This window comes from Endozoicomonas sp. SESOKO2, from assembly GCF_024606245.1.
Classification (GTDB): Bacteria; Pseudomonadota; Gammaproteobacteria; order Pseudomonadales; family Endozoicomonadaceae; genus Endozoicomonas_A.
The window spans coordinates 1-15,339 of the sequence record NZ_JAHHPQ010000511.1; the positions used below are offsets into that span (position 1 = coordinate 1).

The 15,339-nt window shown below is 47.5% G+C and carries 12 protein-coding genes and 1 pseudogene; 6 read left to right on the forward strand and 7 right to left on the reverse strand.

Features of this window, described 5'->3' with window-relative positions; translation table 11 throughout:
* The coding region (locus KDK17_RS12085; protein ID WP_257288165.1) for an ankyrin repeat domain-containing protein at positions 1-900 on the forward strand (900 nt) is incomplete at its 5' end.
* Positions 901-1,111: 211 nt separating this feature from the next.
* Here the strand turns inward: KDK17_RS12085 and KDK17_RS12090 are convergent.
* Both KDK17_RS12090 and KDK17_RS12095 read right to left on the reverse strand, forming a co-directional pair.
* Entirely contained in the window at positions 1,112-1,303 is a 192-nt protein-coding gene (locus KDK17_RS12090; protein ID WP_257288166.1) for a hypothetical protein, read from the reverse strand.
* A 211-nt stretch (positions 1,304-1,514) separates the two neighbouring features.
* Entirely contained in the window at positions 1,515-2,723 is a 1,209-nt protein-coding gene (locus KDK17_RS12095; RefSeq protein ID WP_257288169.1) for a hypothetical protein, read from the reverse strand.
* A gap of 93 nt (positions 2,724-2,816) precedes the next feature.
* Here KDK17_RS12095 and KDK17_RS12100 point away from each other — a divergent pair.
* Positions 2,817-2,939: pseudogene (locus KDK17_RS12100) on the forward strand (IS110 family transposase); the annotation flags it as partial.
* 14 nt (positions 2,940-2,953) lie between these two features.
* On the opposite strand, the gene KDK17_RS12105 reads toward KDK17_RS12100, so the two are convergent.
* A complete protein-coding gene (locus KDK17_RS12105) occupies positions 2,954-4,381 on the reverse strand; it encodes an ankyrin repeat domain-containing protein (RefSeq protein ID WP_257288170.1) in 1,428 nt (475 codons plus the stop codon).
* 96 nt (positions 4,382-4,477) lie between these two features.
* On the opposite strand from KDK17_RS12105, the gene KDK17_RS12110 reads away from it, so the two are divergent.
* Together KDK17_RS12110 and KDK17_RS12115 are read left to right on the forward strand one after the other, a co-directional pair.
* Entirely contained in the window at positions 4,478-4,624 is a 147-nt protein-coding gene (locus KDK17_RS12110) for a hypothetical protein (RefSeq protein ID WP_257288171.1), read from the forward strand.
* A 178-nt stretch (positions 4,625-4,802) separates the two neighbouring features.
* Complete coding sequence (locus tag KDK17_RS12115) at positions 4,803-6,593, forward strand: acyl-CoA dehydrogenase C-terminal domain-containing protein (RefSeq protein WP_257281807.1); 1,791 nt, start codon at positions 4,803-4,805, stop codon at positions 6,591-6,593.
* Between the two features lie 60 nt (positions 6,594-6,653).
* Here the strand turns inward: KDK17_RS12115 and KDK17_RS12120 are convergent, their stop codons facing one another.
* Positions 6,654-6,914: a hypothetical protein gene (locus KDK17_RS12120; protein ID WP_257281806.1), complete on the reverse strand. Its 261-nt coding sequence runs from the start codon at positions 6,912-6,914 to the stop codon at positions 6,654-6,656.
* A gap of 198 nt (positions 6,915-7,112) precedes the next feature.
* On the opposite strand from KDK17_RS12120, the gene KDK17_RS12125 reads away from it, so the two are divergent.
* Together KDK17_RS12125 and KDK17_RS12130 are read left to right on the forward strand one after the other, a co-directional pair.
* Complete coding sequence (locus KDK17_RS12125; protein ID WP_257288172.1) at positions 7,113-7,820, forward strand: hypothetical protein; 708 nt, start codon at positions 7,113-7,115, stop codon at positions 7,818-7,820.
* A gap of 169 nt (positions 7,821-7,989) precedes the next feature.
* Positions 7,990-9,774, forward strand: a complete 1,785-nt coding sequence (locus KDK17_RS12130; RefSeq protein ID WP_257281804.1) for an acyl-CoA dehydrogenase C-terminal domain-containing protein — start codon at positions 7,990-7,992, stop codon at positions 9,772-9,774.
* 300 nt (positions 9,775-10,074) lie between these two features.
* Here KDK17_RS12130 and KDK17_RS12135 read toward each other — a convergent pair whose 3' ends face one another.
* The 3 genes from KDK17_RS12135 to KDK17_RS12145 form a co-directional block, all read right to left on the reverse strand.
* Positions 10,075-12,528: an ATP-binding protein gene (locus KDK17_RS12135; RefSeq protein ID WP_257288173.1), complete on the reverse strand. Its 2,454-nt coding sequence runs from the start codon at positions 12,526-12,528 to the stop codon at positions 10,075-10,077.
* Positions 12,529-12,601: 73 nt separating this feature from the next.
* Positions 12,602-13,144 (reverse strand): YfiR family protein, encoded by a 543-nt coding sequence (locus tag KDK17_RS12140; protein WP_257288174.1) that lies wholly within the window; start codon positions 13,142-13,144, stop codon positions 12,602-12,604.
* A 22-nt stretch (positions 13,145-13,166) separates the two neighbouring features.
* Positions 13,167-15,251: a TonB-dependent siderophore receptor gene (locus tag KDK17_RS12145; protein ID WP_257288176.1), complete on the reverse strand. Its 2,085-nt coding sequence runs from the start codon at positions 15,249-15,251 to the stop codon at positions 13,167-13,169.
* Between the last annotated feature and the right edge of the window lie 88 nt (positions 15,252-15,339).

Here is a 15,339-nt window from a genome sequence, read left to right on the forward strand (position 1 = left end):
GTCAATGTCAATGCCGTTTTGAGTGATGATTTCACTGCCCTGATGTTGGCATCTGTTAATGGGCACAAGGACATCGTCGAACGCCTCATTAACGCCGGTGCAAACCTCAACACCCGTACAAAGAAAGGCGTCACCGCGCTGTTCATGGCTGCCCAGGAAAATAACAGCGACTGTGTGAAAATCCTGCTCGAAGCCAGGGCGGATATCAACGCCCGAACAAAGGGTGGCGCCACCCCGCTATTGATCGCCAGCGAATTAGGCAATACCGATTGCGTGAAACTCCTGATCGACGCCAAGGCAGATCTCAACGCCCCGGCTGAGGATGGTAATACCCCGTTGTTCGTCGCTGCCCAACAAAATAACCACGACTGCGTGAAACTCCTGATCGTAGCCAATGCGGATCTCAACGCCCGGACTTCGCATGGCGCCACCTCGCTGTTCATCGCTGCACAGAAGGGCCATACCGACATCGTGAAAACCCTGATCGAAGCCGGAGCGGATTTCAACGCTCGAGCTAATAATGGCGCCACCCCGCTGCATATCGCAGCCCAGAAGGGCTATACCGACATCGTGAAACTCCTGATCGAAGCCAATGCGGATCTCGATGCCGCCTTGCCTGGTGGCGCCACCCCTTTGCTAAGCGCTGCCCTGCATAATAACATCGGCATCGTAAAAGCCCTGATCGAAGCCGGGGCAGATCTCAACGCCCGGACTACGAATGGCGTCACCTCGCTCTATCTCGCAGCCCAGAAGGGCTATACCGACATCGTGAAAGTTTTGCTCGAAGCCAAAGCAGATCTTAATGCCGTCTTGTCGGATGACACCAGCCCGTTTTTTATCGCTGCTGTGACCGGCAATATCGACTGCCTTGAAGCCCTGATCAAGGCCAGGGCAAGGTAGGTAACAGAGGCAAGGCAGGGAATAAAAGAAAGGCGTCATCTTATCCGGAAAACACGGCTTTAAGGTGTTTAAATCTTCTGAGTTTTTGAAATGGGTGATTATTCAGCCACTGCAAACTTTGCAGCCATATATCTTAACTGTCGTATTTTCTTGCGCCTGGTACGTATCACCTATTGACTAACTTTTTCATGTCACCAATAACGGCTGATTTTCAGAATGGTGCGTAAGTTGAGTGATTAATATGCAAAACCACTTGATAGTGATTCGACATGACAGCGTAGTTGCAGACTTCTATAGAGAAGATTGAAACCAGTTCCCTGAGCTTGTCTACGACCCACTGACGACGATGCTCGTAGTTTTTGCCTGTTAAATGATCCTCTCCACACAAATACGTTCTGCGCACACATCAAGCTATACAGTGATAATAAGGCGTAGAACCCGGATCGATCAGAGAACTTCGCGCACGGGGCACAACCTCTGATGCCGGAACTAAAAATCAGCGACAGGAAAACAGAAGACAAGCTGGTTTGTTTGGCAAATATAAGGGTGTCCTTTTATTCCTTGTTAAAGGCCTTATCGGATACGGCTACTCGCCGGTTGCCGAGAGTTTACACTCAAAAATAAATAAACATATCCATTCGATCCGGATCAACAGCTGCTCTGTAAATCAGTTTGTTTTCTTCTAATAAAGCAACTGCTTTCAATAATAACGCATTACCTTGTTCAGCAGCCTGTTGAATATCCCTATAGGTATCTACATACTGTTGTATAATAGATGTCAGGTAATCAAGGTAATAACCATCCACGTAGCTGATACGGGCATCATAGCCTTTAACATTCTGTTTTTTCTTAACCTGCATTTTGTTTTTCGCTGTATTGTAAATAACCTCTGCCAGATTAAGAACCACTGGATCATGGTGGTGCCTCAATGTCAGTTTGAACTCCTTGGGTGCCTGATAGAGCGTACGCGGGTGCACGGAAGCTGACATCGGATTAATGCCTTTGGCTAACAGATAGTCATGATATCCTTCGTACATTGTGTACCTTCTGACTGACTGCTGATAAGCGAAATCACGCAACCATCGGATATTATCATCTGTCAGAAAGCAGCTTCGATGATAGGAAGCGACGTCCAGAATATCGTCCAAAGCCCAGGGAAAAGCTTCCACGAGATTGCGAACAATCTCTAATGCAGGGCGGCGACGGACGGGTACCGTGTCAGAGTAATGATCAAGGTCAATCATACCGATCTTGTATTGAGTATTGCCATTGTTATCCACTGTTTGAAAGGGAGGAATATTATCGTAACGAATACGCTCTCCTGTTATCGATGCATTTTCATTAATGGTAAAGTCAGGAATCCCCCTCAGGCATTCCAGCGCCGTCAGATCTCTAATAGCACCACGATAACCTTCGCGATTCAGGCTGTACTCCATATAGTGTGCAAACTTGTTTGTTGGTATATTGACCCGCTCTGTCAGCAACATCGCCTCACCACCTACGATCACTGGGAGCATTCTTGGAACAAACAGGTGTTCCAGGCCAAAAGCCTCAAATAATGACTGGGCAAGGAGCGCTTGACCTGAATCTCCCCGGTCGATTTTCAGGATATAACCAGGGTACTGATCCATGGAGTAAATGGGGCCGCGCCCGCCAACCATGCGCCTGTCTTTTTGATAGTTAACAGGCTCTGGCCTTGAGTTCAATTCCGCAAGCACAGCGTCAATACCCGGTTCAGAACTGGCAATAGCGCTTGAAACAAAACAGAACAGCGAACCGACCAGATAGTTTCTTATGCCGGATGGTTTCAATGTCTTTTTCATTTTTTTTCCTCAAAAGCTGGATAATTCAGTAGACGCAGGTTAGACATGGCAGAAAATAAAATGTTCCCGGGAAAGTGCGGCGTTTTTAAGACATATGGGCATGCTGTCAAACTGACCCCACCTCAGTTTGTTAAGCCTTATGTCAAAACTGACAAGAACGACTACAACGATGCTGAAGCGATTGCTGAAGCAGCTTCACGAACCAGTATGCGTTTTTTTCCCTCTGTCTCCTACCTTGCCCCGGCCTTGATCAGGACTTTTACGCAGTCGGTATTGCCCTTCACGGCTGCGGCGAACAGCGAGGAGAAACCATCCGTACTCCGGGCGTTGACATCCGCCCCGGCGTCGATCAGGCGTTCGACGATGTCCTTGTGCCCATTACCAGATGCGAATATCAAAGCAGTGAAATCATCATAAATAACGGCATTGACATTGACTCCCTCTGCCAGTGACTTCTCCACCTGATCCAAATTCCCCCGCAAACAGGCAAGATAAAACGTCTGGTCGGGGAAAAATGTATCCGGATGAGATTCTCCGGTGTTCTCATTCACCATAGGCATCGGGTCTTGCCGGCACATTACACACTGGCGAGAGCCGATGGACTGATCAACAAAACACCTCGAAATACACTTCAGATCGAAGCGGTGGCGACAACATTGGCTTTTGACGATCACAAGCGCTTCATCACGGCCATGAAAGTGATTCAGACAAATAGGACAGGGATCGGACTCCAGCGGTATGTCAGTGTCCATGGGGACAGTGGGGCGAGCAATGCCACCCATGAGGAGTACATCCGTGTTAGTCACATGACCTGCGCACTCTGGGCAGTGTCCATTATCCGAATGTCGGCATGAGCTTTGTTCGGGCGATGCCGCTGTATGGCCTGTCGAATTATCTGAGGAATTCATCGGCCACTGAGAGGGCCCACTGCTATCGGATGACGGTCGGAATTGACAAACGCCATGACAGGGAAAGAAGAAACAATCCAAACCCAAAGTGTGCAGATGTTGCTGTGAGCCTCCGTCACCATCGGCAGAGTCAGAAAAAAAGGAGTTTCTGAAAGAGCCTGCAGGACAGGCGGTGGCACCCTGGGCTTGCTGCCCCGATGACTCTGATGGTGGGTGTTGTTGCTGGGCATTTCCAGAGACAGGCACCGTAATGATGGCCGCAAATGGGTGATCCTGACACGGCTCTTTTTGTTTTATCGAGTTAAACGACGGTGAGTATATATTCCAATAGCTTTTTAAAAGCCAACCGACAGCGACAACCACTTCTATAGGTAGCCATGAATAAGAGGTGGGGCAGATTGGGGTATTTTTGGTGGTCAGTATCAGTTTGTGACCCACCAGCAGATGAGAGGCGTAAAGCCATTGCCAGGAAATTGATTCAATGATGGTCGTTTTTAGCTTGCAATCGTTTAGTCTGCTTTGTATCTCTCCAGACAGTAAATCCGATCCTGCATGGCCTTTTGTGTGGGCAATGTCTGACAAGGTGTCCGACAGCGTGTGCTGGTCAGGTGTTACAGAAACGTAATGGTTTGGAGAACTTGACTTCTGTTCAAGCTCGACGAAAAAATGTTTTGTCGACGGTTGAGCCTGACAGACGACGGACAATGTCATGAGCAACAGTGATGCTGACAAGAGTGAGTGTTTAATCATTCTATCCTTGCATTTTGGTGTTAAGGCAGGAAGGATAGATCAGGAAAGTAACTCAAGTTATCCTGTTAACCGCTCTCTCAGCTGCCCCAGAGAAGCTTGCAGCCCTGCCAGGACCCCGATTTTCCACCGTTTCTTGTAGATCGCCCTGATAGTCTCAATGTCGAAGCCAAGATCGCTGCAAGCCAGATCCAGATAGAGAATGCCTGTACTCCCTACGGTGCCCCGGCCCCGGTCAGGGCTTGAACGACCACAGGCTCTGCGTCACGGCCATAGAAATCCATCAGACAAATAGGACTGGAACAAGAACAATAGTTGACATTTACTGTAAGCGAACGTAACTTTCAAACAACTGTTTGAAACTGTTGCTATACTTTAGCAATCCGTTTCATGAATAAATATAAGACAACCCAGAGGTACCGTTATGCCAGACTATAAGGCCCCCCTGCGCGATATCCGGTTCGTTCGTGACGAGCTCCTGGGATATCAGGCACATTATGCAAACATCCCCGGCGGTGAAGAAGCCAGCCCTGATATGGTGGACGCCATCCTTGAAGAAGGTGCCAAGTTCTGTGAACAAGTTCTGGCTCCCCTGAATCAGGTAGGCGATGAGCAAGGCTGCACCTGGTCGGAAGACGGTGTCAAAACGCCTGATGGTTTTAAAGACGCCTATCTGCAATACGTCGAAGGCGGCTGGCCTTCGCTGTCCAGTGATCCGGAATACGGTGGTCAGGGTCTGCCTTACTCTCTGGGTCTGGTTCTCAGTGAACTGATGGGGGAAGCCAACTGGTCCTGGGGCATGTATCCCGGACTCAGTCACGGTGCCATGAATACCCTGGAAGCCCATGGTACTGAAGAACAGAAGCAAGCTTATCTGACCAAGTTGGTATCCGGTGAGTGGACTGGCACCATGTGTCTGACCGAGCCTCACTGTGGTTCTGATCTGGGTATGCTGCGTACCAAAGCCGAGCCTGCCGGTGATGGTACCTACAAAATTTCAGGTACCAAGATCTTTATTTCTGCCGGTGAACACGATATGGCAGATAATATTGTTCATATTGTTCTGGCTCGTCTGCCGGATGCTCCAAAAGGTACCAAAGGTATTTCCCTGTTCATCGTTCCCAAGCACCTCCCCGGGAAACACGGTGAAAGGAATGGTGTTAGTTGTGGTTCCATCGAGCATAAGATGGGAATTCACGGTAACGCTACCTGCGTAATGAACTTTGATGAAGCGACCGGCTTCCTGATTGGTCCGGAGAATCGTGGTCTGCACTGCATGTTCACTTTCATGAATACTGCCCGTTTGGGTACCGGTATTCAGGGCCTGTCCCACGGTGAAATCGCATTCCAGGGTGCCCTGCGCTACGCCCGCGAACGTCTTCAAATGCGTTCCCTGAGTGGTGCCAAGAACCCTGACAGCCCTGCAGATCCGATCATCGTGCACCCTGATGTGCGCAGGATGCTGCTGACCATCAAATCCTTAACTGAAGGTAACCGTGCCCTGCTGTATTACACAGCCAAGAAAGCAGATCTGCTACACAGCCCTGATGAAACAGTACGTGAGCAGGCGGATAAAGAGCTGGGCTTCCTGACACCTATCGTAAAGGCTTTCCTGACCGAAACCGGTTTTGAGTCTGCGAACCACGCTCTGCAGTGCTACGGTGGTCATGGTTATATCAGTGAATGGGGGATGGAGCAGAATGTTCGTGACTGCCGTATCTCCATGCTGTACGAAGGAACTACCGGTATCCAGGCTCTGGACCTGCTGGGAAGAAAAATCTTCCAGAGCGGTGGCGAAACCATGAAGCCATTCACCAAGGAAATTCACAAGTTCTGTAAGGCTCACGCTGAGAACGAAGACCTGAAAGCCTTTGTCGAGCCCCTGGCTGCTTTGAACAAGGAGTGGGGCGATCTGACCATGCAGCTGGGTCTGAAAGCGATGGAAAATCCTGATGAGGTGGGTGCGGCTTCCGTCGACTTCCTGATGTACTCCGGTTATGTGACTCTGGCTTATATGTGGGCTGACATGGCTCGTCTGGCCAAGGAAAAACTGGCTGAAGGTACCACTGAAGAAGGCTTCTACAAAGCCAAGATCCAAACTGCACGTTTCTACTACGAACGTATCCTGCCAAGAACGCTGGCTCACAAGTCTGCGATGCTGTCGGGCACAGAGAATCTGTTGGATATGGCTGAGGAAGATTTCGGAAGTCTCTGATCTCTGAGTAAGTGTTTTCGGACAAGGGTTGCTTCGGCAGCCCTTTTTCATGCCTGATGTTTAGGGAGTCTCATCCAGAATGACAAAACTCAGGAGCGTAGCGGGTAGAGCGATTAATATCACAATGTGGACCACCGGATTAATCAGCATTAAGAGTCCGGCTGCGATCCAAATGTTTTTCACAATTTTTTTCTTGGCTCGATAAGAGCCAGTCAAGGTTCGACGATAAAAGTGACGTTCATCGGGCAACTGATCCTGCATCCAATCGGGCTGCCATGTGATTTTCAACATCGTACTGATCAGGGTTATCAGATACCGCATAGCCATTCCTTTGAAATATGCGTTTGTAGTTTGTATTCAATTAAAAAATTATAGTCCGGTGAGTTTTTACGGGCGTTGTTTTGAGTCTGATGTTTTTTGCTTAACCTCAAGCGCTGGTCTATAAGGAAAGCGGTAATATTCCTTTTGCAAAGTCCGTGGAGATATAAGAGCTACACCAGAGCTTTATTAGGCGAGGCGATGATCAAACAGAAAACACTAATAAACCCCTTATCGGGTTTTTCTAAGCGATCCATTAATTCTTTCTTACAGATATTTCTTCTTCTTTTGGTTCCCTGCGGCTTGAAAGTTCAAGCCGCAGGGAATAATCATATGAACTACGATCTTCAGATATATCAGGGAGAATCGCAATGGTTAGATCCAGCGGGCGTTTTATTGTCTGCGAATACAGGCAGTGACAGTTTGCAGATGAGCAATGGCAACCAGCATCAGCACGCGGAAGTTGTTTCATCAACTGCAGACACTTCTTTGCTTTATAACAGTTTTACCGGGGAGACGGATTGGGTCGATCAAATTTGGGGCCGGCCTTCCCGGGATCATCTTTACCTGGGTATGTGGACGCTGCATCTTGAGGGTGGTGATGATCAGGAAAGCAACAATAAACTGATCGCTTTCTCCTACAAAGGCTATTATGCCGCTACTTTCATTAATACCCACTGTAACAGAGTCTGGTCTGGGGGCGTGCAGCGCACTCTCTATCAACAAAAATACGAAGGGTTTGATATAGAGGCAGGCTATCGTGCAGGCATTGTGTACGGATATAAGGAATATCTGAGCCGTGTTTTTCCTATAGTTCAGGCTCTTCTGGACATCGACTACAAGGGGTTTGGCATTGAGTTCTCCTATGCGGCGGTCGTTTTCTCGGCAGGTTTTTATTACCGTTTCTGATCTTCTGGACACTTGCCATCCGCATCAAAAAAACCACAGATTTACGTTGTGGCTTATTTGTAGTTAAAAATTCAAACGTTAGTTTAAAACATTCCTTTTAGCCCCTGTTCCTCTGGGGTAAAATAAATACACACTTGAATAAAACATTAAAATTTCAGGAGTGTCCCCCATGGCAGACTATCAGGCACCTCTTCGTGATATGCGCTTCGTGATGTACGAAGTTTTTAATACCGACAAACGTTGGGGTCAGTGGCCTGCTACACAGGAAGTGGTTGATCGTGAAACGGCTGATGCCTTTCTGGAGGAAGGTGCCAAGCTGGCTGCAAGAACGGTTGCTCCCCTCAATCGGGAAGGTGACGAGGAAGGTTGTCACTGGAGTGAAGAGGGTGTTACTACCCCGAAAGGCTATAAGGAAGCCTACCGGTTGTTTTCAGAAGCTGGCCTGACAGGCATTGCCGGCAATCCTGAGTATGGTGGCATAGGGATGCCAAAGGCGCTCAGTGCCCAGTTTGATGAAATGTTCAGCAGTGCCAGTCTGGCCTTTATCCTCTATCCGAGTCTGACATCTGGTGCTGCACTGGCGATTGATGCCCATGCCAGCGAAGCATTGAAATCCCTTTATCTTCCCAAACTTTATTCCGGCGAATGGACTGGGGCCATGTGTCTGACTGAGTCACACAGTGGAACAGACCTGGGCATTATCAGAACCCGGGCGGAAGACAATGGTGATGGTTCCTACAACATCACCGGCACCAAAATTTTCATTACTGCCGGTGAGCATGACCTGACAGAAAACATCATTCATCTGGTTCTGGCCAAATTGCCCGATGCACCTGCCGGACCCAAGGGGATCTCCATGTTCCTGGTACCGAAGGTGAATGTGAATCAAGATGGTTCTCTGGCGGGTAGAAACCAGGTTCAATGTGGTTCTCTGGAACACAAAATGGGTATCAAGGCTTCAGCCACCTGTGTCATGAACTTTGATGGAGCCAAAGGTTACCTGGTAGGGGAAGTCAACAAGGGTCTCAACGCTATGTTCACCATGATGAACTACGAACGACTCTTTGTCGGTATTCAGGGTCTGGGTACCAGTGAAATGTCTTATCAATCAGCCCTCGAATATGCTCTGGACAGAGTTCAGGGGCGAGCGGCTACCGGTCCACAACAGCCAGAAAAAGCTGCTGATCCGATTATTGTGCATGGTGATGTTCGGAGAATGTTGCTGAACATGAAAGCCCTGAACGAAGGCGGACGAGCCTTTTCAACCTATGTGGCGAATCTGTTGGATACCGCCAAGTTCAGTCCGGACGAAACGGAAAGAAAGCTTGCTTCAGATCAGGTGGGTTTATTGACACCTGTCGTCAAAGCATTCCTGACCGATATAGGTCTTGAAAGTTGTGTTTCCGGTCAGCAGGTGTTTGGTGGTCATGGCTACATTCGTGAGTGGGGACAGGAACAACTGGTCAGAGATGTTCGTATTGCCCAGATTTATGAAGGCACCAATGGCATTCAGGCTCTGGATTTGTTGGGTCGCAAGATAGCCATGAATGGTGGTGCTTCTTTCAGGCAGTTTGCCGCGAATGTCAGGAGCTTTATTGCTGAAGGAGAAGGCGATGAGTTCTCGGCTCCTCTGGAAACGGCTCTGGCCAAACTTGAGAACCTGACGAATGAGCTGCTGGGGCAGGCTGCAAGTGATCCGAATGTGGTTAACTCCAGCTGTAATGATTATCTGCATGCTTTCTCATACGTTTCTTATGCCTGGATGTGGGCGATGATGGCAAGAGAAGCTCAAGTCAAGTTGTCAGCAGGCACTCAAGAAGGCGATTTCTATCATGCGAAGATTATTACTGCCCGATACTTTTACAAGCGTCTGTTGCCCAGGATGGAAAGTTTACTCGTTTCTGCAGCTTCTGGAACAGAAGCACTTTATGAATTGTCGGCTGAACAATTCTGATAACAAATGATTCCCACATCTGATGAGTAAATAAAGCCTTTCTTCACTTCGGTGTTGAAGGGCTTTTTCTTATTAAATGCTCAAAGTTGTAACTCAATTGAAAGACAAATAGCGTTATTCTTTATTTCAGTTGACTTTGCATTCTTGGGTGGTTGTCTATAGTTAGAGTACTGGGCTATTAATCTACATGGAATGTAGAGGCAAGGAAGCAAAATAATGAGCAGGATGCTCACAGGGAGTCAGCCCGGTCAACATTCACCTCGCACTGCGGGGTTTTTCTTTTTCTGGAAAAGAATTAATTCAAAGTGACTTAAGTGCGTGAGTGGTTTTAGTCAAGGCATTTTCCAGTTTGGGGATTAATTCAATGGCATCAGATAGCTGATTATCTTTACCCATTTTTTCGACTTCCAGTGCAATACCTGCCAACAGTGATGCACCAAAGTTATTACTGCTGGACTTTAAAGTATGGGCAGCTCGAATCATAATCTGTAAATCTGCTTCTTTTGAAGCGTTCTGAATATCTTTCAACAGTGATGGGGCATCTTCAAGATAACTTTCAACAAGAGTGTCGAACTCTTCTTCCATGATATCTTTCAGGGTATTCAGGGTGGCCATGTTCAAAATCAGTTCTTGATCTTCTGACTCAAGGCTGTCTTTTAGCACAAGGCTGTCTTTTAGCTCAAGGCTGTTTTTTAGCTCAAGGCTGTCTCCTGTTTCTATCGTTTCGGAAAGAAGTTCAATATCTGATTCAAGGTCGTTGACAAGCCACTGGTCCAGTTTTTCTTTGAGGGTGTTGACCTTGATGGGCTTGCTCAGATAGTCGTCCATGCCGGATGCCAGGCATTTCTCTCTGTCTCCCTCCATGGCATTGGCGGTCATGGCAATAATCGGAATGTGTGGCAGGTGGAGAGTACTTTCTCGTTTTCTTATCAGACTCGTGGCTTCATAGCCGCTCATTTCCGGCATCTGGCAGTCCATGAGTATCAGGTCGTATTCCTGATGCTGGCTCATCTTAAGTGCTTCTTTGCCATCCGCTGCAATGTCAGGTTGCGTCAATCCGATTTTTTTCAGCATACTGACAGCGACTTTCTGATTAACCATGTTGTCCTCAACCAGAAGAATGCGAATGTGATGACTAAAAGAGTTATTGTTCACATTCAATGTTTCTATGCCTTCCAGAGCATGACTGACATGGACAGGTTTAATTGCCCGGGATTCGGATACATCCAGATCCAGAACAAATGAGAACGTGGAGCCCAGATCCAAGGCACTGGACACCTGGAGATCACTGCCCATCAATTCAACAAACTGTCTCGATATTGTGAGACCAAGGCCTGTACCACCAAACTTACGTGTGGTGCTGCCGTCAGCTTGGGTAAAAGCTGAGAACAGATTTGGCAGCACATCGGACGCAATACCAATGCCGGTATCTTCAACTAAAAATTCGATTTTGACACGGTTCTCTCTGCCTTCCAGCATATTCAGGCGGACAATCACTTCACCCTCTTCAGTAAACTTGACAGCATTACCTACAAGGTTGGTAAGAACCTGTCTTAGCCGTACCGGATCTCCTTTCAAAATACTGGGCAGGTCAACATCGGTATAGCAGCTTAACTCCAGGCCTTTTTCTCTGGCTTCTCCTGCCAAAAGGGCACAAACATCCTCAGCGATTTCGGAAGGGTTCATATCAATGGATTCAATGTCCATCTTTCCGGCTTCAATTTTGGAGAAGTCGAGGATGTTATTGATAATCTGCAGTAACGCATCTGCCGAGTTATAAGCGGTCTCTACAATGTCATGCTGTACTCGATCAAGGTGCGTATCTTTCAACAACTCCAACATACCCAGCACGCCATTCATAGGGGTGCGGATTTCGTGACTCATATTGGCGAGAAAAGCACTTTTGGCCTTGGCTGCTTCAAGGGCTGCTTCTTTGGCTTCATTCAATTCAGAAATATTATCTTTAAGGTCACGGTTGGCACTGTGTAACTCTCTGGTTCTTTCAGCAACGGAGGCTTCGAGATTTTCACGGTGTTGTTGCAGCCTCCGGTCCCGTTCTTTTATCTGCATCAGCATTTCGTTGAAGCAATCGTACAGTTGACCAATCTCATCGTTATCAAACTTTTGAACCTGATGATCATACTGCTCGTTTTTGGTCATCTGGGAGATAGTATTGGCTAACTCAGTAATGGGCTTACCCAGCAATCTTTGAAGTCTTGAAGCAAGAATAGAGGCCAGAATGACGGAGACCAGGGCGGCTAATAATGCTAATAACAGATTTTCAGTCAGCTCTATATACAGCGGTGACAAATCACATTGAATGTAGATAGCACCAATCAATTGTTGATCAAGAACAATCGGGCGGTATAAGTGGAGACGGGTGCTGCTGAAAAGCGTAACCGGATCTGCAGGTTCCTGCAGTGAGAAAGCCCAGGGACTTTGGTTCGAATGATGATAGGCAGCAATCTCTTCACCGTCAGCATTTAAAAGAAAAGCGGATTGAATATGGGGAGCGCTGCCAAAACCGGTTAACAGTTTTTTAGCAGAGCTTTCATCTTCAAAAATCAAGGCGGCATGAGCATTGGAACCTACAACTTCAGCCAGAGTTTCCATATGGTTAACCAAAGAGGCTCGGGACTTGATCAGATCGCTGATACTTTGAATGGACAAGGTGACCAGAAGTACCGCATATGCCGTGATGAGCATGCCGTAACGCAGTTTTCGCTTGATAGGAAGATTTCTGAACGTCACCATGATTTATTGCATGACTAAAAAAGGTTTTCACCCCAAATGGGATGAAAACGAGTGATTAACGTTATTCTTGTGTTTACTCAATGACTTTGGCCAGGCTTTTCAGTTGGGAGCTGATCTTCAAACCTGATGCATCAACAGAGGATTTGTTGATGGTGAAGCTTATCTTCTTCCCTTTCCGGGCCAGACCAATTAATCCACCCTGCTCAGCAAAAGAACGACTGTCACTGATGGTTAGAATAGGTTTGCCTTTAAGACTGCGGGTCATTTTTGAAGAGGAAGCCTGGTCGATGCTGTGGATATAAAGAATATCACACAGCTTATCCACAGGAGCATTCAGATCTTTGTGGGTAACAGAAAGGCGTCTGCCCATACTGCTTTTACGGTTGATTTTGGTCAACTCACTGTTAATTGATCCTTCGCCCATTATGCAGAGCGTGAGGCTTTGCTTTTTCTTGGGCCAGGTCACGAACTTGGTTATTTTATAGACGATGGCTGTTTTGACCATGTCTTCCGGTGTGCCCGCTTTTGCTGCACTGGTAAAGAACATTCCTGACAAACTGGCCGTGATTAACAGCAGGCTGATTTTTGATTTTATCATGTTGATTGGCATCGGCATGAAGTTATCCTCCTCCATCCGATTAAAATTGCCAGCGAATCTGGGCGTACCATGATTCCTGAATTTCAGTTGGAGCGATGCCACTCAGTGTTTCAGAGAACTCCCGGTGGTGATTCCTAAAGAGATTCTGTCCCACAATTGAGAACTCAAGACCGTCTCCAAATTTTTTCGCAACTCGTATATCCAGTGATGTGCTGGCTCCGACTTTGGCATCCTTCAAGTTATCCATGTAGCGGATCCAAGAGTCAAAATACCATTGATTAGGCAAGTTCATCGTGGATCGAATGTTTGCCGTGTGGGAGGCACTCAAATCTTCAACAATTTTTTCATTGGCATCCAGAAAACTGGTTCTATTCCTGTTTGGCAAGGCATCCACCTGAAGCCAGCTGTAATTAAACTGAAGTTTCCACCAGTCTCTTGCCTGCCAGTCCGCTACGATTTCCAGTCCATAAGTTTTTACGTCAAGCCCATTGATGAGCGTTGTCGGTATTTCAAAGAAGCGGGAGTTAATATCAGTATTGGAGCAAAAGGTTTGTGGTGGAGAGATAGGCCTGCCGGGGCACTGACTGATATCAACATAGGCAATGATATCTTCATACTGGTTGTAAAACGCGGTGGCATCCAGACGGAAACTGTTGCCAAACTGTTCCCTGTAACCGAATTCCAGGGCAGTGAGTTTTTCTGACTTTAACTCCGGGTTCCCTCTAATGGGCAGCAGATAAGTCTCTAAACCTATTTGAGCGATGGTGATTCCATCAGTTTGCAAAGCTGTTTCACTGATCGAAGGCGTTTTTACAGCTCTTGAGAGAGCCGTCCAGAAAGTCCTGTTTTCAGTAGGCTTCCAGGTTAACCGGGCGTTAGGCTGAACCTCATAGCCTGAGAAACTGTTGTGCTCGAAACGCGAACTCAGGGTGAAAGTCCACTGCTCGTTGAGCGTGATGTCATCCTGGATGAAGGCGCTGAATAACTCTGTTTTTTTCGAGTCCTTGCCTTCAAGCAAGTACATATAGGAGGTATTTTTTACCTCGTACCAGGTGGTTCTGTAGCCGAGCCCCCAGACCAGGTCATGCTTGCCCCAAAACTGATAGTAGTGCTGAAACTCAAAATCAACGGTGTCACGTTTTTCAGCAATCCGGTAATCAAAATTCTGATAGTTGTCGTAGATCGCTCTGAAGGAGTAATCGTGGGTTTCGCTCAAGGTTCTTTTCCAATAAGCGCCCAGGTTACCACCACGTTGATCACGGCTGAGGCCATCAACAACAAAGTTGTTGTCCTTTTGTGGGTCCAGTGGTTGAGTTTCATCAAACAGGCGTAAAGGAGGTCGTGTGGTTCCCTCGTAAAGGTCGCCCTGAACCGTCATCTCTGAGTCAGAAGTTGTTTTCCACTCTGATTTGAAACCGGTTCTGCGCATGTTCCAGTCATCAGAAGTATCTTTACCTTTAGCATCCACCTGGCCATCCCGTTCGAAGGCCTTCACATAAACACGGTAGAAACCGGTTTCCCCAAATTCTCCTCCATGACGGTAGGCTCCAAAGGCCTTTTCTTCGGTACCTGCGCCCGCTGAAAGCAGATTGCCCTGGGTATCCGATGCTTTCTTGGTAATGACGTTGATGACACCGTTAACCGCATTGGCTCCCCAGAGTGCTGCTCCCGGTCCCCGGATGACCTCGATCCGGTCGATGTCTTCCATCATGGTGTCCTGAACGTCCCAGTTCACACCGGAAAAGAGTGGGGAGTAAACGGTTCTGCCATCAATCAGAACCAGCAGTTTGTTAGCGAAGATGTAGTTAAATCCACGGGTACTGATTGACCAGGTATTGGCGTTCAGTTTTGCCACCTGCATACCCGGGACCATTCTCAGGGCTTCTGGAATGGAAGTGACCCCGCTACGGCGAAGATCTTCATTGGTGATGACATAGATAGCAGCGGCAGAATCCATCAAACGTTGCTTTTTGCGGGATACAGACGTGACGTCAGGAATCTCCATGGAAATCAGTTCTTCAAGGCTGAGTTCAAAAAGATCGTCATCTTCCTGTGATTCGGCGATAGCCTGACTGCTTGCGAAAATACATGTGGCCAGCAGTGTGGGTAGAAATTTAGTGTTCAAGGTTCCGCTCCGTGAATCTTGATTAAATCCCAACACTGCTGAAGTTGAAGATTCAAATAAATAAGGTCTTCCTTAAAACCTAGCTGAC

What these genes read in the sequence shown, in the direction of transcription:
- KDK17_RS12135 (WP_257288173.1), bottom strand. Translation starts at nt 12,528, where the DNA reads ATGGTGACGTTCAGAAATCTTCCTATCAAGCGAAAACTGCGTTACGGC.
- KDK17_RS12140 (WP_257288174.1), bottom strand. Translation starts at nt 13,144, where the DNA reads ATGCCGATGCCAATCAACATGATAAAATCAAAAATCAGCCTGCTGTTA.
- KDK17_RS12095 (WP_257288169.1), bottom strand. Translation starts at nt 2,723, where the DNA reads ATGAAAAAGACATTGAAACCATCCGGCATAAGAAACTATCTGGTCGGT.
- KDK17_RS12115 (WP_257281807.1), top strand. Translation starts at nt 4,803, where the DNA reads ATGCCAGACTATAAGGCCCCCCTGCGCGATATCCGGTTCGTTCGTGAC.
- KDK17_RS12125 (WP_257288172.1), top strand. Translation starts at nt 7,113, where the DNA reads ATGATCAAACAGAAAACACTAATAAACCCCTTATCGGGTTTTTCTAAG.
- KDK17_RS12105 (WP_257288170.1), bottom strand. Translation starts at nt 4,381, where the DNA reads ATGATTAAACACTCACTCTTGTCAGCATCACTGTTGCTCATGACATTG.
- KDK17_RS12130 (WP_257281804.1), top strand. Translation starts at nt 7,990, where the DNA reads ATGGCAGACTATCAGGCACCTCTTCGTGATATGCGCTTCGTGATGTAC.
- KDK17_RS12120 (WP_257281806.1), bottom strand. Translation starts at nt 6,914, where the DNA reads ATGCGGTATCTGATAACCCTGATCAGTACGATGTTGAAAATCACATGG.